The sequence below is a fragment of the Pseudomonas helmanticensis genome (assembly GCF_900182985.1).
Taxonomy (GTDB): Bacteria; Pseudomonadota; Gammaproteobacteria; order Pseudomonadales; family Pseudomonadaceae; genus Aquipseudomonas; species Aquipseudomonas helmanticensis.
The window spans coordinates 104,314-127,131 of record NZ_FXUY01000002.1; the positions used below are offsets into that span (position 1 = coordinate 104,314).

Annotated in this window: 23 protein-coding genes; 11 read left to right on the forward strand and 12 right to left on the reverse strand. The window is 58.4% G+C overall.

Annotation, left to right across the window (positions count from 1 at the left end):
* Positions 1–106: 106 nt before the first annotated feature.
* From glyA to QOL84_RS23130, 6 genes are all read left to right on the forward strand, one after another.
* On the forward strand, positions 107–1,360 hold the full coding sequence (gene glyA, locus QOL84_RS23105; RefSeq protein WP_129395595.1) for a serine hydroxymethyltransferase: 1,254 nt from the start codon (positions 107–109) through the stop codon (positions 1,358–1,360).
* Between the two features lie 276 nt (positions 1,361–1,636).
* Positions 1,637–1,897 (forward strand): hypothetical protein, encoded by a 261-nt coding sequence (locus QOL84_RS23110; RefSeq protein WP_283438731.1) that lies wholly within the window; start codon positions 1,637–1,639, stop codon positions 1,895–1,897.
* 60 nt (positions 1,898–1,957) lie between these two features.
* On the forward strand, positions 1,958–2,512 hold the full coding sequence (locus QOL84_RS23115; RefSeq protein ID WP_283438732.1) for a hypothetical protein: 555 nt from the start codon (positions 1,958–1,960) through the stop codon (positions 2,510–2,512).
* 267 nt (positions 2,513–2,779) lie between these two features.
* On the forward strand, positions 2,780–4,093 hold the full coding sequence (locus tag QOL84_RS23120; protein ID WP_283438733.1) for a C4-dicarboxylate transporter DctA: 1,314 nt from the start codon (positions 2,780–2,782) through the stop codon (positions 4,091–4,093).
* A gap of 83 nt (positions 4,094–4,176) precedes the next feature.
* Positions 4,177–4,881 carry a FadR/GntR family transcriptional regulator gene (locus QOL84_RS23125; protein WP_008078581.1) on the forward strand — a complete coding sequence of 235 codons (705 nt, stop codon included), beginning with the start codon at positions 4,177–4,179 and terminating at the stop codon, positions 4,879–4,881.
* A 19-nt stretch (positions 4,882–4,900) separates the two neighbouring features.
* Positions 4,901–5,611: a GntR family transcriptional regulator gene (locus QOL84_RS23130; RefSeq protein ID WP_283438734.1), complete on the forward strand. Its 711-nt coding sequence runs from the start codon at positions 4,901–4,903 to the stop codon at positions 5,609–5,611.
* Between the two features lie 98 nt (positions 5,612–5,709).
* Here the strand turns inward: QOL84_RS23130 and yjiA are convergent, their stop codons facing one another.
* The 3 genes from yjiA to QOL84_RS23145 form a co-directional block, all read right to left on the reverse strand.
* Positions 5,710–6,681, reverse strand: a complete 972-nt coding sequence (gene yjiA / locus QOL84_RS23135) for a GTPase (protein ID WP_283438735.1) — start codon at positions 6,679–6,681, stop codon at positions 5,710–5,712.
* A 163-nt stretch (positions 6,682–6,844) separates the two neighbouring features.
* Positions 6,845–7,042: a YbdD/YjiX family protein gene (locus QOL84_RS23140; RefSeq protein WP_003228401.1), complete on the reverse strand. Its 198-nt coding sequence runs from the start codon at positions 7,040–7,042 to the stop codon at positions 6,845–6,847.
* 15 nt (positions 7,043–7,057) lie between these two features.
* Entirely contained in the window at positions 7,058–9,124 is a 2,067-nt protein-coding gene (locus QOL84_RS23145; protein ID WP_283438736.1) for a carbon starvation CstA family protein, read from the reverse strand.
* A gap of 160 nt (positions 9,125–9,284) precedes the next feature.
* On the opposite strand from QOL84_RS23145, the gene QOL84_RS23150 reads away from it, so the two are divergent.
* Positions 9,285–9,653, forward strand: coding sequence for a PilZ domain-containing protein (locus QOL84_RS23150; RefSeq protein ID WP_236428353.1), 369 nt, complete (start codon positions 9,285–9,287; stop codon positions 9,651–9,653).
* A 100-nt stretch (positions 9,654–9,753) separates the two neighbouring features.
* Here the strand turns inward: QOL84_RS23150 and radA are convergent, their stop codons facing one another.
* From radA to QOL84_RS23165, 3 genes are read right to left on the reverse strand one after another with little or no spacing between them, the layout of a single operon-like run.
* The gene (gene radA, locus QOL84_RS23155; protein WP_283438737.1) at positions 9,754–11,121 is read right to left on the reverse strand and encodes a DNA repair protein RadA; all 1,368 of its coding nucleotides are present in this window, start codon (positions 11,119–11,121) and stop codon (positions 9,754–9,756) included.
* A gap of 46 nt (positions 11,122–11,167) precedes the next feature.
* Positions 11,168–11,704 (reverse strand): ankyrin repeat domain-containing protein, encoded by a 537-nt coding sequence (locus QOL84_RS23160; protein ID WP_283438738.1) that lies wholly within the window; start codon positions 11,702–11,704, stop codon positions 11,168–11,170.
* 60 nt (positions 11,705–11,764) lie between these two features.
* Positions 11,765–13,306 carry a catalase gene (locus QOL84_RS23165; RefSeq protein WP_283439470.1) on the reverse strand — a complete coding sequence of 514 codons (1,542 nt, stop codon included), beginning with the start codon at positions 13,304–13,306 and terminating at the stop codon, positions 11,765–11,767.
* 286 nt (positions 13,307–13,592) lie between these two features.
* On the opposite strand from QOL84_RS23165, the gene mscL reads away from it, so the two are divergent.
* On the forward strand, positions 13,593–14,006 hold the full coding sequence (gene mscL, locus QOL84_RS23170) for a large-conductance mechanosensitive channel protein MscL (protein ID WP_129395607.1): 414 nt from the start codon (positions 13,593–13,595) through the stop codon (positions 14,004–14,006).
* 45 nt (positions 14,007–14,051) lie between these two features.
* Here the strand turns inward: mscL and QOL84_RS23175 are convergent, their stop codons facing one another.
* Positions 14,052–14,828: a ferredoxin--NADP reductase gene (locus QOL84_RS23175; RefSeq protein ID WP_283438739.1), complete on the reverse strand. Its 777-nt coding sequence runs from the start codon at positions 14,826–14,828 to the stop codon at positions 14,052–14,054.
* A gap of 325 nt (positions 14,829–15,153) precedes the next feature.
* Between QOL84_RS23175 and QOL84_RS23180 the strand changes: the two genes are divergently transcribed.
* Together QOL84_RS23180 and QOL84_RS23185 are read left to right on the forward strand one after the other, a co-directional pair.
* A complete protein-coding gene (locus QOL84_RS23180) occupies positions 15,154–15,867 on the forward strand; it encodes an autoinducer binding domain-containing protein (protein WP_283438740.1) in 714 nt (237 codons plus the stop codon).
* A gap of 173 nt (positions 15,868–16,040) precedes the next feature.
* Positions 16,041–17,165 (forward strand): methyltransferase, encoded by a 1,125-nt coding sequence (locus tag QOL84_RS23185; RefSeq protein WP_283438741.1) that lies wholly within the window; start codon positions 16,041–16,043, stop codon positions 17,163–17,165.
* Between the two features lie 78 nt (positions 17,166–17,243).
* Here the strand turns inward: QOL84_RS23185 and QOL84_RS23190 are convergent, their stop codons facing one another.
* From QOL84_RS23190 to QOL84_RS23200, 3 genes are all read right to left on the reverse strand, one after another.
* Positions 17,244–17,411 carry a DUF2474 domain-containing protein gene (locus tag QOL84_RS23190; RefSeq protein ID WP_283438742.1) on the reverse strand — a complete coding sequence of 56 codons (168 nt, stop codon included), beginning with the start codon at positions 17,409–17,411 and terminating at the stop codon, positions 17,244–17,246.
* A gap of 73 nt (positions 17,412–17,484) precedes the next feature.
* Positions 17,485–18,492, reverse strand: coding sequence for a cytochrome d ubiquinol oxidase subunit II (gene cydB / locus QOL84_RS23195; RefSeq protein ID WP_093434736.1), 1,008 nt, complete (start codon positions 18,490–18,492; stop codon positions 17,485–17,487).
* 3 nt (positions 18,493–18,495) lie between these two features.
* The gene (locus QOL84_RS23200; protein ID WP_129395612.1) at positions 18,496–19,944 is read right to left on the reverse strand and encodes a cytochrome ubiquinol oxidase subunit I; all 1,449 of its coding nucleotides are present in this window, start codon (positions 19,942–19,944) and stop codon (positions 18,496–18,498) included.
* 567 nt (positions 19,945–20,511) lie between these two features.
* Here QOL84_RS23200 and QOL84_RS23205 point away from each other — a divergent pair.
* Complete coding sequence (locus QOL84_RS23205) at positions 20,512–21,750, forward strand: MFS transporter (protein WP_283438743.1); 1,239 nt, start codon at positions 20,512–20,514, stop codon at positions 21,748–21,750.
* Positions 21,751–21,755: 5 nt separating this feature from the next.
* Here the strand turns inward: QOL84_RS23205 and QOL84_RS23210 are convergent, their stop codons facing one another.
* On the reverse strand, positions 21,756–22,307 hold the full coding sequence (locus QOL84_RS23210) for a DJ-1 family glyoxalase III (RefSeq protein ID WP_283438744.1): 552 nt from the start codon (positions 22,305–22,307) through the stop codon (positions 21,756–21,758).
* A 66-nt stretch (positions 22,308–22,373) separates the two neighbouring features.
* The gene (locus QOL84_RS23215) at positions 22,374–22,778 is read right to left on the reverse strand and encodes a DUF4879 domain-containing protein (protein ID WP_283439471.1); all 405 of its coding nucleotides are present in this window, start codon (positions 22,776–22,778) and stop codon (positions 22,374–22,376) included.
* Between the last annotated feature and the right edge of the window lie 40 nt (positions 22,779–22,818).

The following is a 22,818-nucleotide window of genomic DNA, read 5'->3' on the forward strand; positions in this document are numbered from 1 at the left end:
TGTCATGAACGCCACTTGTCTGCGACATGATGTCGTTTCATATGCCATCCAAAACCCGTTGGGTTAGAATGCCCCCCTTTTCTGCCCCCGATCCTTGAGGACCGCCATGTTCAGCCGTGATTTGACTATTGCCAAGTACGACGCCGACCTTTTTGCCGCCATGGAGCAAGAAGCTCAGCGCCAGGAAGAACACATTGAGCTGATCGCTTCGGAAAACTACACCAGCCCAGCGGTGATGGAAGCTCAAGGCTCGGTCCTGACCAACAAGTACGCTGAAGGCTACCCAGGCAAGCGTTACTACGGTGGTTGCGAGTACGTCGACATCGTTGAGCAACTGGCCATCGACCGCGCCAAAGAGCTGTTCGGCGCCGATTACGCCAACGTTCAGCCGCACGCCGGTTCGCAAGCCAACGCCGCTGTCTACCTGGCCCTGCTGCAAGGTGGCGACACCATTCTGGGCATGAGCCTGGCCCACGGCGGTCACCTGACCCACGGCGCCAGCGTTTCCTCCTCGGGCAAGCTGTACAACGCCGTGCAGTACGGTATCGACGCCAATGGCCTGATCGACTACGACGAAGTCGAGCGTCTGGCGGTTGAGCACAAGCCGAAAATGATCGTGGCCGGTTTCTCTGCCTACTCGCAGATTCTGGACTTCCCGCGTTTCCGCGAAATCGCTGACAAGGTTGGCGCTTACCTGTTCGTCGACATGGCTCACGTGGCCGGTCTGGTCGCCGCTGGCGTCTACCCGAACCCGGTGCCTTTCGCTGACGTCGTGACCACCACCACGCACAAGACCCTGCGCGGTCCACGTGGGGGCCTGATCCTGGCTCGCGCCAACGCCGACATCGAGAAGAAGCTCAACTCCGCAGTATTCCCGGGCGCCCAGGGTGGCCCGCTGGAGCACGTAATCGCCGCCAAGGCGATCTGCTTCAAGGAAGCGCTGCAGCCAGAGTTCAAGGCCTACCAGGAACAAGTGGTGCTGAACGCCCAGGCCATGGCCGAAGTGTTCATCGAACGCGGTTTCGACGTGGTCTCCGGCGGTACCAAGAACCACTTGTTCCTGCTGTCGCTGATCAAGCAGGACATCTCCGGTAAAGACGCCGACGCCGCTCTGGGCAAAGCTTTCATCACCGTGAACAAGAACTCCGTGCCAAACGATCCACGCTCGCCGTTCGTCACTTCCGGCCTGCGCTTCGGTACTCCGGCTGTGACCACTCGTGGTTTCAAGCAAGCCGAGTGCAAAGAGCTGGCCGGCTGGATCTGCGACATCCTGGCTGACCTGAACAACGAAGCGGTGATCGACGCCGTTCGTGAGAAAGTCAAAGCCATCTGCAAGAAACTGCCGGTGTACGGCGCTTAATAGCGACGTTTAATCCGCAGCATGAAAAACCGGCCAAGTGATTGGCCGGTTTTTTTTCGTCTGCAGGAAAGCGATATTGATCCCATCTTCTGGGCTGATCATTTTCTGCGTTTGAAAATTGAAACAATAACTTAAATAAAAACACCCCCACCCACAAAACTTAGCTGCTAGTGTTTGGCCGGTACAAACATACACCCCAACAACAACTAAAAATTCATAGACAAGACTTTTAACAAACTCTAAAAACCCTATCATTCAGAATTCAAGGAAGAGTTCATGAGCACCAACAGGCAGAAATCCTTTATAGCAACACTGGAACTTGACCGCCATTACCTTGATATTCTCGGGGAGCTATATGAAACACCGATCCTGCGCATTGATAGATCCTTTTCGGGGGGCTTTTTTACCGAAGCATCCATCAAAACAGCTACCTGGCCGGGACTGATAACGACGGCATCCCGTTCACACTGCGAATCATTGAGCGCAACGCATCGTTCCTCAGTGATCCAGATAAAATCTGACCACACAAGCATTTGAATGCTTGCGCCCACTTGTGGCCGAGCGATTTATCTATTCTCATTAAAAAAGAAAACACTCATGAGCACCGACCAGGAAAAATCCTTTACTGCAACCATGAGCACTCGCTTTGGTTATCCACACTTTCCAAAGTTGACCTATGGCAGAGCAATCAGCACACCACGTCCGGACTACGAGGCCTTTAACTTTTCGCATCAGATAGATGTTTCAAACTATCTTTTTCTAAAGCCCAATGTCGCTCCCGATGCCTTGACCTTTTATTTCCGGTGCCTCGACGACTATTACACCCTCTACATTTTCACGCCTGGCGAGTATTACTACAGAACCATCAGTCGTGAAGAAAAAGACTTCCTGAATTCTTATTCAACCGAAGATGGAGATCAGACCACGTTCAACTTGCTGAACGCCAAAGGCAACATCATCACCCTCGATGAGATCGACACGGATAACCCCACCGTCAGAATACAGACCCGAGGCGGTGCTCTGCTCTGTGCAGGGCAAAGTCGCAGTAAATACGATCCGAAAGTGGGCACGTTCGTGCGCACCAACTCGAATCGCAGTGCAGGTGTTCTGGACTTCAAGCTGAATATCCTGCAGCGCAACGTGCCCTACTGAGCAGATTCACACAAGGAGCCTCAGCACCAAAACAGCCCGGCGAGCATGGCCGGGCTTCTCTATTTGCGGACGTCGTTCCCGCAATCACTGAGCGCAGCACCACTGGTCTGACCGGTCATGCCAATTTTGTGTTTTCCTCTTGTATTCCGGAAAAACCCGAGCGTAGACTGCGCCTGCACTGGACATACCGGTAAGACCACAATAATTAAGTCCTGAATCTGATGCGCCACGCGCACGGCAGTCAGGACACCGACCAGGATTCCTCCCATGCTCAGATGGTGCTCGCGTTCAATCTTCCTCCAAGTGGTTCTCGGACTGATGCTCGGCATCGTCTGCGGGCTGACCCTTCCTGAATACTCCGCCCAGCTGAAACCGCTCGGCGACGGCTTCATCAAACTGATCAAGATGCTCATCGGCCTCATCGTGTTCTGCGTGGTGGTCAGCGGCATCAGCGGCGCGGGCGACCTGAAGAAGGTCGGGCGCATCGGCCTTAAATCAGTCATCTACTTTGAAGTGCTGACCACCATCGCCTTGGTCATCGGCCTCGTTTTTGCTTTCAGCACCGGCATCGGCAGCGGCGCGAATATTCATCTGGAGCAGCTGTCCACCGCCGACATGGGCGATCTCGCCGAACGCGGCCAGCACATGCACACCACCACGCAATTCCTCATGGACCTGATCCCGACCTCGGTGATCGGCGCCTTCGCCGACAACAACATCCTGCAAGTGCTGTTGTTCTCGGTGCTGTTCGGCAGCGCGTTGAATCTGGTCGGTGAAGCGGCTTCCGGGATCTCCCGACTGATCAACGAACTGAGCCACGTGATCTTCCGCATCATGGGCATGATCGTCCGCCTGGCGCCGATCGGCGTGTTCGGCGCCATCGCCTTCACCACCAGCAAATATGGCCTCGATTCGCTGCAGCACCTGGGCAGTCTGGTCGGTTTGTTCTACCTGACCTGTATGGCTTTCGTCGGCGTGATTCTCGGTCTGGTGATGCGTGCGTCCGGCCTGCGCCTATGGCCTCTGCTCAAGTACCTGCGGGAAGAATTGCTGATCGTCATGGGCACGGCATCGTCCGACGCGGTACTGCCGCAGATCATGCGCAAGCTTGAACACCTCGGTATCGGCAGCTCGACCGTGGGCCTGGTGATCCCCACCGGTTACTCGTTCAACCTCGACGGCTTTTCGATCTACCTGACCCTCGCCATCGTGTTCATCGCCAACGCCACCGGCACGCCGCTGGCGATGACCGATTTGCTGACGATTCTGCTGGTGTCGCTGATCACCTCCAAAGGCGCCCACGGCATTCCCGGCTCAGCGCTGGTGATCCTCGCGGCGACGCTGACCGCCATTCCGGCGATTCCGGTGGTCGGTCTGGTGTTGGTGCTGGCCGTGGACTGGTTCATGGGGATCGGTCGGGCACTGACCAACCTCATCGGCAACTGCGTCGCCACCGTCGCCATCGCCCGTTGGGAAAAAGACATCGACGTACAACGCGCCAACAAAGTACTCAGCGGTCAGCAGGGCTACACCTTTCAACCGCGTAAACCAGCAACTCCGGCGCACCAGCAGGAGTTCTGATTTCAACCCCGTAGGAGCTGCCGCAGGCTGCGATCTTTTGATCTTGCTTGCGGCGCACCCAACGGGCTCACGGAGCAAGACCAGTGATCACCACATCAACCGTCGTCAACTCAGTCGTAGAAAAACTCCGCGCCGCCCTCGCCCGTGGCCAATGGCGCTCCGGCGACATGTTACCGGGCCAGCGCGAGCTCGCCGAACAACTGGGCATCAGCCGCCCGAGCCTGCGTGAAGCCGTGATCGTCCTGGAAACCCTCGGCCTCGTCCGTTCGATGCCGGGCAAAGGCGTAGTCGTCCTCGATGCACAACTCAGCGACAGCCAAAGCCACGACAGCGCAGTCGCCGGTGCCAGCCTCGAGGACGTGCTGCAACTGCGTTACACCCTGGAGCCATTCATCGTCGGTCTGGTCGCGCAGTCGATCAGCAGCAAGGAAGTCGGCCAGTTGCGCCTGACCCTGATGGACATGCGCGAGGCCCTCGAAGCCGGCGACAGCGAAGCCGGGGTCAGTGCCTACATCGCGTTTCACGAGGAGCTGTTCACCCTCACCTCGAACCCGATCTTCCAGAGCGTCGTGCAGCAGACCAGCAACGCCCTCAAGCAAAGTGCCGAAGTATTGCGCAACTCGCCTGAGCACCTAGCCGAACGCCTCGAAGAAAACGAAGCCGTGGTGCGTGCAATTCGCAGCAAGAACAGCGCCCAGGCCAGCGCCGAAATGCGTCGACACATTTTGCGCGAAGGTCAGCGTATGGGCATCGAGCTGAATATTCCGGATGACAACCTGAGTCACTGATTCCTATTGGAGACAGGCCATGAACAGTTTTGCCGCAGCGTCGCACACTCGCCAGACCACGACGCCTCTGCCCTTCTCCCGTCCGCGCGCAGCGGTGGAGGATCTGTATCCGCGACTGTTCGATGCCATTCTCGAACAGCGCATCGATGCCGACAGCCGCTTCACCGAAGACAGTCTGAAAGACATGTTCAACGTCAGCCGCGCCGATGTGCGGCGGGTGCTGACGCAGTTATCCCATGAGCAAGTCATTGTGCTGCGCGCAAATCATCGTCCGCGCGTGGCGGCGCCGGATCGCGAGCAGACCCGGCAGACCTTGCATGCGCGGCGACTGACTGAAAGCACGTTGGTGCGCCTGGCTTGTCAGCGTCCGCAGGCTGATGGCTTGCAACGCTTGCGTGGGTTGATTGAGCGTGAGCGGCTGGCGGTTGAGCAGGATCGACGTGGGGCGGCGATTCGCTTGTCCGGGGAATTTCATCTGACGTTGGCGCAGATGGCGGGGAATTCACCGTTGGCGCATTTTCTCGGCAGTCTGGTCCCACTCACGTCGTTGGCGATTGCGCGGTGTGAGGGTTCTACGCACAGCTGTTGCGCTTGGCGGGAGCATTTGGCGTTGGTTGAAGCGGTGGAACAAGGCGATGCTTCCAGGGCCGGGATGCTGATGAATCGGCATTTGGATCATCTTGAGCAGACACTGCTGGGTTCAGACGTTGGGCATTGTGCTGTCGGTTAGATTGCTATCGCGAGCAGGCTCACTCCTACAGGGGGACGCATTTCAAATGTAGGAGTGAGCCTGCTCGCCATGGCGTCATCATTGACGCTACGGAAACGTCAACCCGCCGTCACCCGCGCAAACCCCGCCCGAATTTTCTCTTCCGGCAAATCATCGGCGATAAACACAATCACGCTTTCCCGCGCTTCACCCTCGGCCCATGCGGTGTCCCAGTCGAAACCATAGAGTTTCAGCACGCCCTGAAACACCAACCGCCGATCTTCGCCGGCAATGCTCAGCACGCCTTTGTAGCGCAGCAATTGTTTGCCGTGCTCTTCCAGCAGCTCGTTCATGAATTCACTGAGCTGATCGATATCCAGCGGCTGATCGGTGCGCAGCACCAGGCTGGAAATGCGATCAATCGATGGCGCCTTGGTCACCGGACGCAGACTCAAACCGCCGCCAAGATCCGCATTGAGATTGAAGCCGCGCACATCCAGCAGTTCAGCCAGATCGATGTTGCCGTGATCAACCACACGAATCGGCGCACGACGGTTGATTCGCGTCAGGCGTTCGCTCAGTGCATTGAAGGTGGCTTCGTCGACCAGATCGGTCTTGCTCACCAGCAAACGGTCGGCGAACCCGATCTGCGCCTGTGCGATAGTCTGGGTCAGATGCACATCCGCGTGCGCGGCATCGACCAGCGTGATGATGCCGTCGAGCAAGTAACGCTCGCGCAGCTCTTCGTCGATGAAAAAAGTCTGGGCAACAGGCGCAGGATCGGCCAGCCCGGTGCATTCGATCACCAGGCGATCGAAGGCGATTTCGCCGCTGTCCAAACGCTCGAGCAGCAGGTACAGGGCTTTGGTCAGATCGGTGTGAATGGTGCAGCAGACGCAGCCGTTGGCCAGCGTCATGACTTGCACGGGTTCGTCGCCGAGCAACTGAGTGTCGATGCCGGCATCGCTGAATTCGTTTTCGATCACGGCGATTTTCAGGCCGTGCTCGGCTTTCAGAATGTGGCGCAGCAAGGTGGTCTTGCCGGCACCGAGGAAACCGCTGAGTACCGTTACAGGTATGGGAGAAGACAAAACAGATCCCCTTCACAAAATGAATGAACAACACAAAAACAACTGTGGGAGCGAGCCTGCTCGCGAAGGGTCGTGTCAGTCGACATCATTGCTCGATGACACAGCGCTTTCGCGAGCAAGCCCGCTCCCACAGGGGGATTACCTCAACCTTTGCGCTGTCAGCTCAACAGCACTTCGGCCCACCCTTGCCACCGTAACGCGCTTCCTGACGTTCGCGGAAGAACATCTCGTAGCTCATCACCGGTTTGTCCGGGTGCTTGGTTTGCATATGCTCGACGTAGGTGTCGTAGTCGGGCATGCCGACCATCAGGCGCGCAGCCTGACCGAGGTATTTACCGAGGCGACTCAGGTCATTGAACATGGTGCAATCCTCTGGTTACGCGTCCGGCAGGGCCTGGAATGGCGATTCTTTATCCGTACGCTCTTTTTTGCCCCAGGCGGCGATGCCGACCTTGAGCGCATAGAACAGGATACTGAAGACCACGAACAGGAACAGCGCGGTGAGCGTTGCGTTGGTATAGGCGTTGAAGATCACGTGCTGCATCTGATCGATACTCTTCGCCGGGGCGAGAATCTGACCGTTGGCCAGCGCGTCGCTGTATTTCTTCGCCAGCGACAGGAAACCGATCGCCGGGTTGGCATCGAACAGCTTGATGAAGCCTGCAGTCGTGGTGCAGATCAGCAGCCAGGCCGCTGGCAACAGGGTGACCCAAATGTAGCGCTGGCGCTTCATTTTGATCAGGACCACAGTGCCGAGCATCAACGCGATACCAGCCAGCATCTGGTTGGAGATACCGAACAGTGGCCACAGGGTGTTGATGCCGCCCAGTGGATCGATCACGCCTTGGTAGAGCAACCAGCCCCACATCGCCACACAACCGGCTGTGGCGATCAGGTTGGCGGTCCACGATTCGGTACGTCGCAGTGCCGGGACGAAAGAGCCGAGCAGATCCTGCAGCATGAAACGACCGGCACGGGTACCGGCGTCGACTGCGGTCAGAATGAACAGCGCTTCGAACAGGATCGCGAAGTGGTACCAGAACGCCATGGTGTTTTCACCCGGCAGGACACTGTGCAGGATCTGCGCGATACCGACTGCCAGGGTCGGCGCACCGCCGGCACGGGCCAGGATGGTGGTTTCACCGATGTCGTGCGCGACGGCTTGCAGCGCTTCCGGCGTAATCGCAAAGCCCCAGCTGGAGACCACTTGCGCAACCGAAGCAACATCACTGCCGACCACGGCGGCCGGGCTATTCATGGCGAAGTACACGCCAGGCTCGATCACCGACGCGGCGACCATGGCCATGATGGCGACGAACGACTCCATCAGCATGCCGCCGTAACCGATGTAACGGGCGTTGGTTTCGTTATCCAGCAGCTTCGGCGTGGTGCCCGAAGAAATCAGCGCGTGGAAGCCGGACACCGCACCGCAAGCGATGGTGATGAACAGGAACGGGAACAGACCGCCTTTCCACACAGGGCCAGTGCCGTCGACGAACTGGGTCAGCGCGGGCATTTTCAGCTCGGGCATGGTCACCAGAATGCCGATCGCCAGAGCGATGATGGTGCCGATCTTGAGGAACGTGGAGAGGTAGTCACGCGGTGCGAGAATCAGCCAGACCGGCAACGATGCCGCGACGAAGCCGTAACCGACCAGCATCCAGGTAATCTGCACGCCGGTGAAGGTGAACGCTTTGGCCCATACCGGATCAGCGGCAATCTGCCCACCGAGCCAGATCGAACCGAGCAGCAGCAACACGCCGACCACGGAGATCTCGCCGATGCGGCCCGGGCGGATGTAGCGCATGTAGATGCCCATGAACATCGCGATCGGGATGGTCGCCATCACGGTGAAGATGCCCCACGGGCTCTCCGCCAGCGCCTTGACCACGATCAGCGCCAGCACCGCGAGGATGATGATCATGATCAGGAAGCAGCCGAACAGGGCGATGGTGCCGGGAATACGGCCCATTTCTTCTCGCACCATGTCACCCAGGGAACGGCCGTTGCGCCGGGTCGACATGAACAGCACCATGAAGTCCTGCACCGCGCCCGCCAGCACCACCCCGGCAATCAGCCACAGCGTGCCGGGCAAGTAGCCCATCTGCGCCGCCAGCACCGGGCCGACCAGAGGTCCTGCGCCGGCAATCGCTGCAAAGTGGTGACCGAAAAGAATGTGTTTGTTGGTCGGCACGTAGTCCAGACCATCGTTGTTGATCACGGCGGGGGTGGCCCGACGCGCATCGAGTTGCATCACATTGTTAGCGATGAACAGACTGTAGTAACGGTACGCAACCAGATAGATGGCCACAGCAGCGACCACGATCCACAAGGCGTTGATCGCCTCGCCGCGGCGCAATGCCACTACGCCCAGGGCGCACGCTCCTACGATTGCCAGCAATAGCCAGGGTAAGTGGCGTAGCAGGCTATTATTATTTTTCATTTTATTATTCCAGCCAGGGTGGACAAGAAAGACAGCCACCCCGAGTTTAGCGCTACTGGCGGCAAAGACCATACCCCGACATTGGTCTGAGTGGCCCGTCTGCGCTGGCACGCTTGAACAATGCGGGTCTATAGTCAGCGAACCTTCGGAGGATTGCGCCATGAGCGAGCACCCAGCCAATCGTCGTCGCTTCAAACGTATTGCGTTCGATGCCAGAACCGAGCTGAGTCAGGGCGAGTACATCTGGCCGGTCAAGCTGATCGACCTGTCACTCAAAGGGTTGCTGATCGAACGGCCGGAACCGTGGCTGGGCGATGCGCAGAAGGATTTTTTCGTCGACATTCATCTGAGCGATGACGTCGATATCGAGATGGATGTGCATCTGGCACATGAGGAGAACGGCCAGTTGGGGTTTGTCTGCCGACACATCAGCCTGGAATCGATCCAGCGCTTGCGGCGGTTGATTGAGCTGAATCTGGCTGACGAAGCCGAATTGGAACGCGAACTGGGCGCCCTGATCGAAATCTGAACGTTGCCCCTGTAGGAGCTGCCGCAGGCTGCGATCTTTTGACTTTGGTTTGAAGATCAAAAAATCGCAGCCTGCGGCAGCTCCTACAGGGAATCTCTGGTTATTCGAAGAGGGCGTCGAGGGCCTGTTCGAGGCGGGTCACGGCGATAATCTGCAAGCCTGGCGGTGACTCCTTTGGCGCATTGCCCTTGGGCACGATCGCGCGCTTGAAGCCGTGCTTGGCGGCTTCCTTCAGGCGCTCCTGGCCACTTGGCACCGGACGCACTTCACCAGACAAACCGACCTCACCAAACACCAGCAGGTCATGTGGCAATGGCCGGTTGCGCAAGCTCGACATGACGGCGGCCATCAGCGCCAGGTCAGATGCCGTTTCCAGCACCTTCACCCCACCGACCACGTTGAGGAACACGTCCTGATCGTGGGTCGGAATCCCGCCATGGCGATGCAACACCGCGAGCAACATCGCCAAGCGGTTCTGATCCAGGCCCAAGGTGACCCGACGTGGATTGGCCAAATGGCTGTCATCGACCAACGCCTGCACTTCAACCAGCATCGGCCGCGTACCTTCCCAGGTTGCCATGACCACACTGCCCGGGACTTCTTCCTGCGCGCGGGTGAGGAAAATCGCCGAAGGGTTGGAGACTTCCTTAAGGCCCTTGTCGGTCATGCCGAACACACCCAGCTCGTTGACCGCGCCAAAACGGTTTTTCACCGCGCGCAACAGACGCAGACGCCCATCGGATTCGCCTTCGAAATACAGCACGGTGTCGACCATGTGTTCGAGCACCCGGGGACCGGCGAGCGCGCCTTCCTTGGTCACATGACCGACGAGGAAAATCGCCGTGCCGCTCTGCTTGGCGTAACGCACCAGCAGCGCCGCACTTTCACGCACCTGAGAGACGCCGCCGGGCGCCGATTGCAGTTGTTCGGTGAAGATCGTCTGGATCGAATCGATCACCATCACCTTGGGCTTTTCCTGCCGGGCGGTGGCGATGATGGTTTCGATGCAGGTTTCGGTCATCACTCGCAGTTGATCCTGCGGCAAGCCGAGACGGCGGGCGCGCATGGCCACTTGTTGCTGCGATTCTTCGCCGGTGACGTACAGCGCCGGCATGCTCTTGGCGAGGTTGCACAGAGTTTGCAGCAGGATTGTCGACTTGCCGATACCTGGATCGCCGCCGATCAACACCACCGAACCGTCGACCAGACCGCCGCCGAGCACGCGATCCAGTTCACTGGAAGCGGTGGAGAAGCGCGGAATCTCTTCGATGCTGACTTCGGCCAGGGTCTTGATCTGCGCCTGTTGCCCGGTCCAGCCGGTACGACCGGTCGGGGCTGTAGCGCCGCCGCTTTCGATCATGGTTTCGGTCAGGGTGTTCCAGGCGCCACATTCACCACACTGGCCGGCCCACTTGGGAAACGTTGCGCCACACTCGGTGCAGCCGTACATGCGCTTGGCCTTGGCCATCTCGATCCCCCGGCAAAAACCGCGATGATAACGCAGCTGCCGTCGATCAGCGCGGCGCAGCGGTACGGATTTCCCCGCTGGCCAGACGTGTGGCGCTGTTGCCCAGCGGATCCTCGGCATGCAGGTCCGCGCCCTTGGCTTGCAGCGCATCGAGCAATTCCAGGCGCTGGAACAACCCGGCGTACATGGCGGCCGTCTGTCCGGCACCATTACGTTGATCAGGGCTGCAATCGGTGGCCATCAGGCGTCGGGCGATTTGCAACTCACCTTTGAAGATCGCCCCCATCAGCGCGGTATTGCCGTGTTGATCCTGCGCACAGGCATCGGCGCCGGCCGCGAGCAAACGCTCCACCGCCGGCGCCTGGCCGTGATAAGCCGCCAGAATCAATGCGGTGTAACCCTTAGCGTCACGTGTATCGAGGTAGTAACCAGCGTCGATGAAAGTCTCGAGCATCGGCACGTCGCCGCGCCGGGCGGCGTCGAAATAGTAGTCCTGCAACTGGGCCTTGATCGCCTCGGGGTTCTGTTCGGCCAGCGCCACAATGGACAGGCAGCCGAGCAGCAAGAAAACAACAACACGCATAAATCACCTCCTGGAACAGAACGGGGCCTGATTCAGGCCCCGCATGGCATAGCGTCGGGATCAGTCGACCAATTTCGCCGCCAACGCCTTGACCCGGCTCAGGTCACCCTTGGCCACCGCTGTCACACCGCTGCCGTATTCCGGATCAGCCTTATAAAGGAAGGACAGGATGATGTGCTTGCTCTCCTCGTCAGTGGTCGCCAGCGAACCGCCGAAGCTGTCGATCAGGTCACGACGTTCCTTCTGGCTGAATGAGCGATACAGATCACCGGCCTGCCTGAAGTTTTGCTCCCGCGTAATTTTCGCCTGCTGAGTATTGCCAGACAGCGCCGATTGACTGTAAAGCGCACTGTTTGTTTCTTCACGCGGCTGTAAACGGCTCGGCTGATAATTGACCCCGGAGTTGCTCGCGCCGATGTTCATTGCGCCATCCTGGTTGCCGTTATTCACCGCCACCTTCGGTGCATTGATCGGCAGTTGCAGCGCGTTGGCGCCCAAGCGATACATTTGCGTGTCGGCGTAAGAGAACACTCGGCCTTGCAACAAACGATCTTCCGAAGGCTCGATCCCCGGCACCACATTAGCCGGCGCCATGGCCACTTGTTCGGTTTCCTGGAATACGTTTGCCGGGTTTCGGTTCAAGACCATTTGTCCAACTTTTCGCTCAGGGATACCTGGCCAGATCTTGGTGGCGTCCAATGGATCGAAATCAAACTTGGACAAATCTTGTGGTTTCAGCACTTGAATGTACAAGTCCCATTTCGGGAAATCACCTTTATTGATATGCGTAACAAGGTCATTGGTCATGTGACTGTAGTCTTGACCCTGCACTTTGCTTACTTCTTCAGGCGTGAGGTTTTTGATGCCCTGCAAACTTTTCCAGTGAAACTTCACGTAGTGAACTTCACCTTTGGCGTTAACCAACTTATAGGCGTGTACGCCATTACCATCCATTTCTCGATAACTTGCAGGCGTTCCAGAGTTGGAATACAACTCGGTGAGCGTTCGCGTGGCTTCCGGCACATGGGAAAAGAAATCGAAGCGACGTGAATCGTCGTCAAGGTTAGTCCGCGGATCTGGTTTAAAGGCATGCACCATATCCGGAAACTTTATTGCATCACGGATGAAAAAGGTCGGAAAGTTATTCCCAACCAGATCCCAATTGCCATCGGCGGTGTAGAACTTGGTGGCAAAGCCACGGGGATCACGCAGGGTTTCCGGGGAATGGTTGCCATGCACCACGGCGGAAAACCGTACGAAGACCGGCGTCGCCTGGCCGGCGGCAAATACCTTGGCCTTGCTCAAGTCGCTGAGATCGTTGGTCACGGTGAAGGTGCCATGCGCACCGGTACCGCGGGCATGCACCACGCGCTCGGGGATGCGTTCACGATCGAAACGCTGCAGCTTCTGGATCAGTTGCACATCCTGCAGCAGCACCGGGCCATTGGCGCCGGCGGTTTGCGAGTTCTGGTTGTCACCGACCGCTGCGCCGTTATCGCGCGTCAGCGGCGCGGCATTCACGGACAACGTCAGCAGGCTGGCGGTGAGTACCCCGAGGGTACGGCGATGGGGAAAAGCCCCTAAGCCAAGCGATGAAGTCATATCAGGTTCCTCTGGTTTTTTTGGGCGCATCCAGGTGCGCCAACCAGAGGCTAGAGGGCGTGGCGCTGGAACATAAATAGAATCTTCACAACTTCACCATTAAGAAAAATAGCTTCCTGATCAGCGAGTTAAGGCGTATTTCGCGCGCGATTAGTGGCACTTTGCAAACTATTTACCGATTAATGTGTCGATAAAAACGGGCATTGTAAGAAGGTGTTTCGCGCAGGACGCGTTTTGCTGATTTACACTGCGTACACCAACCTCATCTGTAACAAGGAAATAACCTATGGGCGTGCTAAGTGAGTTCAAGGCCTTCGCGGTCAAAGGCAATGTGGTCGACATGGCCGTCGGTATCATCATCGGTGCGGCCTTCGGCAAGATTGTTTCGTCGTTTGTCGGCGACGTCATCATGCCGCCAATCGGCCTGCTGATCGGAGGTGTGGACTTCAGTGACCTGGCGATTACGCTGAAAGCTGCCGAGGGCAGCACCCCAGCGGTCGTCATGGCGTACGGCAAGTTTCTCCAGACGATTCTGGACTTCGTGATCGTCGCCTTCGCGATTTTCATGGGTGTCAAAGCCATCAACCGCCTGAAGCGTGAAGAGGCTGTGGCCCCTACTCTGCCGCCGGTTCCGACCAAAGAAGAGGAACTGCTGGGCGAGATCCGCGACTTGCTCAAGGCGCAGAACAACCGCCCCTGAACAGGCGGCGCAAAACAAAACGGCACCTGCGAGGTGCCGTTTTTTCTACCAGTAGTTTTCCACCGCTACCTGGCCGGGCCTGCGGGTCAGGCTCAGGCTCATACCGCGCTGTTTGAGCAAGGCGCGGGTGTCGTCGATCATCTGCGGGTTGCCGCACAGCATGACCCGTGAATGCTCGGGCGAAAGCTCTACACCGGCCTTGCGCTCCAGCTCACCGCTTTCGATCAGTTGGGTGATACGCCCATTCAGCGCACCGGGATGCTCCTCACGCGTGACCGTCGCGATGAACTGCAGTTTGTGCGCGTGCTCTTGCAGATAATCGCGTTGCGTCAGTTCGGCAATCAACGATTGATAGGCCAGCTCCCGCGCCTCGCGCACGCTGTAGACGAGAATGATGCGCTCGAATTTTTCCCAGACCTCGAAGTCCTGCAGAATCGATAGAAACGGCGCCACCCCGGTGCCCGTCGACAACAACCACAGGTCGCGGCCATCAATGAAACGATCAAGGGTCAGATAACCAAAGGCCTGACGCTCCACCAGCAAGGTGTCGCCCACCTGCATACGGCTGAGCTCGCTGGTGAATTCGCCTCCGGGGACTACGATGGAAAAGAACTCGATAAACTCATCGAACGGCGACGACACCATCGAATAGGCCCGCCACACCGTGCTGCCATCTGCCTTGGTCACCCCGAGTCGGGCGAACTGGCCGGCACGAAACCTGAACCCGGCATCCCGGGTGGTACGCAGGGTGAACAGATTGGCCGTAACCGGCTGGACATCGAGCAAGGTCTGTCGGGTGAACTTCTCAGTGCTGGCAGTCATGAGGCACTCCATCGAACGGATAGCCGCAGTTTCGCGCAATCCTCTGCGATAAAACACCGGTGGTTTGTAATGGCATTAGCACTAAGCTCGCGCAAACAAGATCTCAACGCATTCTCAAACATGTAAGGCCTGAGTATCACTTTTCGTTTAGATGCTATCCCCAATATAAAAACCGCGAGCACTCATATCTTTTTTTGAAAATAACACCATGTTCCAAGAGCGAAATATTCCAGAACATTTTGTAAGAAACGTCCTACACTTCGTTTTCGTGCTGATCCATTGGATCCAAAAAGCACCCCCGTGAAGGACACATGGAGAGTTTGTGATGGAAATGTGGAAGGAGTCGCAGTTAAAGCAACTGACTTTCGCAAGGGAAATAGACGTCGCTTATCCAATCCTGCTGAGATTTGCCGAGAATATTGGATTCAGTTTTTGCGCTATCTATTTGACATCAAACAATCGGAATGCCGATTTTAATGCCTTGCAAATCAATAACTATCCCAAGCAGTTCAGTCAGCAATATGAAAAGGAGCGTTACAGTAAAGTTGATCCGGCAATAGCACATTGCAACCACTCAATGTTGCCGATCGTCTGGAGCGAGAACCTGTTTTCGTCTACCCCGAAATTATGGCAAGCCCAGCAGGAATATGGCTTGCGCCATGGCTGGTCGCAGTCATTCCTGCATGAGGAGAGCGGCTTGTGCAGCATTATCAGCCTGGCCAGAGAACATGGCCCGTTGAGCCCGCTTGAGCTGTACGAGCATTTTGGCTACATGTTTTACGCGACCACTCATTTGAGCGAACTGTTCGCCAAAACTCTGCCCAAAGCGGCGCTCAAGTCCGCGCAACCACACCTGTCACCGCGAGAGCTCGAGGTGTTGAAACTCTCATCTGTCGGCAAGACCGCTTATGAAATCTCCAGGATCCTGTTCCTGAGCGAGCGAACCGTGAATTATCACGTGCAAAACGTGATTCTGAAGCTCAACGTCTGCAATAAGATTTCTGCCGTCATTGCCGCCGCTCGAATCGGCATTATCTGACGAGAGATCCCCGCCACGACGAAAACCTGCGGGTATTCCAAAGGAAAAAAAAGTACCATTTGCGACCTTCCTGAGTGATGACGCCAGACTGCGCGTCGCATTGCACTCGGACGGTTCCGCCGCACGCTACCCTGGGCCGCGGGACACCCGTTGATTACCCAGAGTCCCGCCCCATGCCTTTGCTCGACACCCCCTTCGCCCAACTCGATCTGATCCGCCAGCCCGAGCAGCAGAATGAACCGCTGCAAGCCTTCGACGCGGCTGACGAATACCTGCTCAATCATCTTGCCGCGCAACAGCCAGCAGCGAACACGCGGGTGTTGGTGCTCAATGACAGCTTCGGCGCGCTGGCTGCGAGCCTCTTGGGCAAAGTCGAAGTGAGCAGCAGCGGTGACTCGTTTCTCGGCTTTCTAGGGCTGGAAAAGAATTTGCTGCGCAATGGCCAGGCATTCGACGCGATTCGCCCAATCCCGGCCAGCGAGCCGTTGGTCGGCCCGTTCGACCGTGTGTTGATCCGCGTACCGAAGACGCTGGCCCTGCTCGAAGAACAACTGATCCGCTTGCAAGGGCAACTGGCGCCGGGGGCTGAAGTCGTTGCCGCGGCGATGGTCAAACACCTGCCACGCGCTGCCGGTGATTTGCTGGAGCGTTACATCGGCCCGGTACATGCCTCGCTGGCCGTGAAGAAAGCTCGACTGTTGATAGCCACACCGGAGGCAAAAGCTCCGGCGGTCTCGCCCTACCCGTCGCGCTATCGTCTTGATGAACCAGCGATCGAACTGCTCAACCACGCCAATGTGTTTTGCCGTGAAGGCCTCGACATCGGTACTCGCGCCTTTCTGCCGCACCTGCCACAAAACCTCGGCAGTGCGCGGGTGGCCGACCTTGGCTGCGGTAATGGCGTGTTGGCGATTGCCAGCGCCCTGCGCAACCCGGACGCGCATTACACGCTGGTCGACGAGTCGTACATGGCGGTGCAATCGGCCGCTGAAAACTGGCGCGCGGCGTTGGGTGATCGCGAGGTCGTAGTGCGTGCAGGCGATGGTCTGGCCGGGCAGGAGGCACAATCACTGGACGTGGTGCTGTGCAATCCGCCGTTTCATCAGCAGCAAGTGGTTGGCGACTTCCTCGCCTGGCGCATGTTCCAGCAGGCTCGTGAAGCACTGGTCGTCGGCGGTGCGCTGTACATCGTCGGCAACCGTCATCTGGGCTATCACAGCAAACTCGCGCGGTTGTTCCGCGGCGTCGAGCAAGTGGCGGCAACACCGAAATTCGTGATTCTCAAAGCCCGCAAGTAAAGCACCAGGCAAAAAAAACCCTCCGTGAGGAGGGTTACAAACCGTACCCGAAGGCGCCGGGACGGGGATGATTCAGAATCAGTGCGTGGTCAGGCCTGCGGCATTCATGAACATGCGCATCAGGCTGGCGGCGATAAACAGCACGCCAACACTGCCGACCCAGATCAGGGCCAGCCAGCCGAGCCGCTGCCACAGCGGCTTTTTTTCGGCTTGTTCAATCTCGTGCAGGGAATGTTTGCCGGACATTGTTTCGATCCTCATCAGTCAGATCGATGGCGCCGTTGCCGACGCCATCGCGGGCAAGCCCGCTTCCACAGGTTTAGTGATAACCGTCTTCATGGGTGACCTTGCCGCGGAACACGTAGTAGCTCCAGAAGGTGTAACCCAGGATGAACGGGATGATGAAGAGCGTGCCCACCAGCATGAAGCCCTGGCTTTGCGGCGGGGCGGCAGCGTCCCAGATCGAGATCGACGGCGGCACGATGTTCGGCCACAGGCTGATGCCCAGACCGCTGTAGCCGAGGAAGATCAGCACCAGGGTCAACAGGAACGGCATGTAGTTGGCATTGCGTGCCACGGCGCGGATCAGGCCGTACATCGTCACCAGCACCAGAATCGGCACCGGCATGAACCAGAACAGGTTGGGCATGCTGAACCAGCGCGAGGCAATTTCCGGGTGCGCCAGTGGCGTCCACAGACTGACGACACCGATCACCGCCAGCAACACGAACGCCAGAGGCCGGGCCAGATTGTGCATCTGCTCTTGCAGCTTGCCTTCGGTCTTCATGATCAGCCAGGTGCAGCCGAGCAAGGCATACGCCACCACCAGCGCGGCGCCACAGAACAGGGTGAACGGTGTCAGCCAGTCGAGTGAACCGCCGGCGAACTGCCGATTGACCACTGGCAAACCGTCGATGAATGCACCCAGCGCCACCCCCTGAAAGAACGTCGCCGCCACCGAGCCACCGATAAAGGCCTTGTCCCACAGGTGACGCTTGTCATCCTTGGCCTTGAAGCGGAACTCGAACGCCACGCCACGGAAAATCAAACCGATCAGCATGAAGATCAGCGGCAGGTACAGCGCCGACAACACCACCGAATACGCCAGCGGGAACGCACCAAACAGCGCCGCGCCGCCCAGCACCAGCCAGGTCTCGTTGCCGTCCCAGACCGGGGCGACGGTGTTCATCATCACGTCACGATCGACCTTGCCCGGGATGAACGGGAAGAGAATCCCGATCCCCAGGTCGAAGCCGTCCATGACCACGTACATCATGATGCCGAAGATGATGATCACGGCCCAGATCAGCGGAAGATCAATACCCATGAGTCAAATCTCCTTGGTCAGGCGGACGTCGTCGTCGCCGTGGTCGGCATCCGCCGAATCGTCGGCAGCGGACAACGGACGAGCCGGTGTGCGTTTTTTGCCTGGACCACCCTCCGGCGTTTCTGCGCCTTCGCTGATCTTCGGCCCTTTACGGACCAGGCGCATCATGTAGCCGAGACCTGCACCGAACAGCGCGAAATACACCACCACAAACATGATCAGGGTGATGCTCATCTGCACGAAGCTATGGTTGGAAGAGGCATCCGCCGTGCGCATCAGTCCATAAACCACCCACGGCTGACGGCCGATTTCGGTGGTAAACCAGCCGGCCAGAATCGCGATCAGACCGGACGGCCCCATCCACAACGCCAGATAGAGGAACGGTCGCGAGGTGTAGAGCGTGTCGCGCTTACGCAGCCACAGACTCCACAGACCGGTGAAGATCATCAGGAAACCGAGGCCGACCATGACCCGGAACGACCAGAACACGATGGTCGAATTCGGCCGGTCTTCCGGTGGAAACTCCTTGAGCGCCGGCACCTGTTTGTCCAGCGAGTGCGTGAGGATCAGGCTGCCGAGGTACGGGATCTCCACGGCGAACTTGGTCTTCTCTTCTTTCATGTCCGGCCAGCCGAACAGGATCAACGGCGTCGCTTCGTCGCCTTTGTTTTCCCAGTGACCTTCGATCGCGGCGATCTTTGCCGGTTGGTGTTCAAGCGTGTTCAGGCCATGGAAGTCGCCAATGACTGCCTGGATCGGCGCGACGATCAACGCCATCCACATCGCCATCGACAGCATGGTACGAATGGCCGGGTTGTCCTTGCCGCGCAGCAAATGCCAGGCTGCCGATGAACCGACGAAGAACGCCGTGGCAACAAACGCAGCGGTCGCCATGTGCATCAGGCGATACGGGAACGAGGGGTTGAAGATGATCGCCAGCCAATCGGTCGGAATCACCTGGCCGTTGATGATTTCAAAACCCTGCGGGGTCTGCATCCAACTGTTGGATGCCAGAATCCAGAAAGTCGAGATCAGCGTACCGATGGCCACCATGATCGTGGCAAAGAAGTGCAGACCCCGCCCGACCTTGTTCCAGCCGAACAACATCACCCCAAGGAAACCGGCTTCGAGGAAGAACGCAGTGAGCACTTCATACGTCAGCAATGGCCCGGTGACGGCGCCGGCGAAGTCCGAGAAGCGACTCCAGTTGGTGCCGAACTGGTAGGCCATGACCAGCCCCGAGACCACGCCCATGCCGAAGTTGACGGCAAAGATCTTCGACCAGAAATGGTAGAGGTCACGGTAAGTGTCGTTGTGGGTTTTCAGCCACAGGCCTTCGAGTACCGCAAGGTAGCTCGCCAGACCGATGGTGATGGCCGGGAACAGGATGTGGAACGAGATGGTGAACGCGAACTGAATTCGGGCGAGATCTAGTGCCTCTAAACCGAACATATGGCTTCCTCTGTCAGGTAATACCGGCTGCGGACCCGGAGGCCTGCACCCACTGCCCCCACGGATATGGAGTGCGGCGAATTCTGATTCGTTCTTTTTAAACAACCATCGCAACGCAGGGAGTCTGGCCAACTGGCCGCTGGATCAATTCCGTTGGGGTCTTGATCTGGATCAAGCAACGTTGAAAGAGTAGTCCCATTTTTGCCGATGAACTGCGTGGTCGTTTGCCGCGTGACAAGTTGCCTCATTGCAGCTGCAACGCCCTGCAACAAATCCCCGGAGCCATGTGATGGTAAGGAAACAACACATAAACCCTGTGGCGAGGGGATTTATCCCCGCTGGGCTGCGAAGCGGCCCCGAATCCATCCAACGCGTTTTTTCAGATCAATCGTGGCGCCCAATTTGCGACTGCTGCGCAGCCGAACGGGGATAAATCCCCTCGCCACAGGGGTAATTTGTGATGGCGAGAATATCGATGTCTGGCTAACTAAATTTTTTGTCATAGCAACTTCCTGTTACAGACTGGTGATAACCTCGCGGTTCCCCTCGAACCAGACCTGCCTTCAGATGCCCAGCCAAGAGCCTTTGCTGTTACGTCACCACCGCCCCTTCCTGGCTTTCTGGATGGCGCGAATTTTTACCGCCAGCGGTTTCCAGATGCTCACCGTGGCGATTGGCTGGAACCTCTATCAACTGACCGGCAACGTTCTCGATCTGGGTCTGGTGGGCCTGGTCGAATTCGCTCCGCGCGTGCTGTTCATGTTGCACACCGGGCATGTCGCTGACCGCTACGACCGACGCAAAGTCGCAGCGATCTGCCAGTCGTTACAGGCGTTGATCGCCCTGGCGCTGGCCATCGGCAGTGCCACCGACCATGTCACCCGCGAGATGATCTTCATCCTCGCCTTCCTGCTCGGTGCGGCGCGCTCCTTTGAGATGCCGACCACCCAGGCTTTGCTGCCAAGCATCGTGCCCAGTGCGTTGTTCCCCCGCGCCGTTGCGGCGGCGCAGTCGGCGCAACAGTCAGCGACCATCGTGGCCCCGGCCCTTGGCGGTCTGCTCTATGCGTTCGGCAGCGTCTGGGTGTATGGCCCGACGGTACTGCTGTACGTGATTGCCTGCACGCTGATGCTCAACCTGCCCGCACGACAAACGCCATTGAACAAAGGCAAAGCCACACTGGATTCATTGCTCGCGGGGATCCGCTTCATTCGCAGCCGCCCGGACATCCTCGGGGCGATTTCACTGGACCTGTTTGCGGTGCTGCTCGGGGGTGCCACGGCGCTGCTGCCGGTATTCGCCAAGGATATTTTGCTGACCGGCCCGTGGGGGCTGGGCCTGCTGCGTTCGGCACCGGCGGTCGGCGCACTGGGAATGTCGCTGTTCCTCGCACGATTTGCCGTGGAGCGTCAGGTCGGCCGGGTGATGTTTACCGCAGTCGGTGTCTTCGGCGTCGCGACCATCGCCTTCGGCCTGTCGACCTCGTTCTGGCTCTCGCTGGCGGTGCTGGTGGTGCTCGGCGCGGCGGACATGATCAGCATGGTCATTCGCGCCTCCTTCGTGCAACTGGAAACCCCGGACGAAATGCGCGGCCGGGTCAGCGCGGTGAACGGCCTGTTCATCGGCGCTTCGAACCAGCTCGGCGAATTCGAATCCGGCGTCACCGCCCACTGGTTCGGCACCGTGCCAGCCGTGGTGATGGGCGGGATCGGCACGCTGGTGGTGACGGGCACATGGATCAAGCTGTTCCCGACACTGGCTAACCGCGATCGGATGCATGTGCCGGTGGAAGAGGCGAAGGTCTGAAGCCTTCAGACCAACAACGCCCCCGCCACTTTCGCCCGTAGCGCCTTGCCGCCAAGTTGCTCAACCAGCGTCAGCGCAAACTCCATCACCGCGCCGGAGCCCTGCGCGGTGATGCAGTTGCCATCAACCACTACCGGTCGATCAACAAACGTACAGCCGGACAGTTGATGGCTGGTGCTCGGCAGACAGGTCATGCGCCGCTGGCGCAATACGCCAAAGGCTTGCAGGGCGACGGCCGGGGACTCGGCGATGGCGGCGAACAGGCGGCCGGCGCTGGATTGATCCTTGAGCAGTTGTTGCAGGGGCTGGTGCGCGGCCAGGTGTTGCGAACCGACGGCGCCGCCGGGCAATACGATCAGGTCAAAATTCTGCGCCAATACATCGACCAGCATGCCGTCGGCGGTCAGGCGTGTGCCGCGCGCGCAGGTCAGCATGCGCCGGCCTTCGATGCTGGCCGCGACGACTTCGATCTCCGCGCGGCGCAGCACGTCGATCAGGCTCACGCATTGCAGATCATCGATGCCCTCGGCGAGGGTAATCAGGGCTCTAAAAGTCATGGGCGCCATCCGCTGGGTGATCCTTGAAGCGTAGTCAGCTTCCTCCGGATCGCGCAGCGCCAGGCGTTACTTGATGTAAAGCTGCGTCGAGACCTGGTTGCCCGGCGCATTGATCGAGGTGTTGCTGAAGGTGAACGTGCCTTCCTGCTTGCCCTCCAGATCATAGATGTACAACGCGCCGACGATCTTCGTCGCCGCGCCCGTGCACTCCGTCAGGTTGCCGTTACCGTAGGCGCAAACCTGGGTTTTCATCCCGTCGAGCCCGAAACCGTCCAGTGCGACACTGGGTACACGGCCGTAACCCATCTCCAGCACATAAACCTTGATGTTGGCACCGCCGTGGTCGCAAGCAGTCTTGTCCTGCCCTTCGGAAATATTTTCGATGCCACAAGCGGCCGACTGCACCTTGAGCACCTGGACGCTGGACAACGGCGGCGCCGATGCCGCCATCACGGCAGGCACACTGGCCATAAACGTGCAAAACAGCCCCAACGATCGAACGAAATTGCGC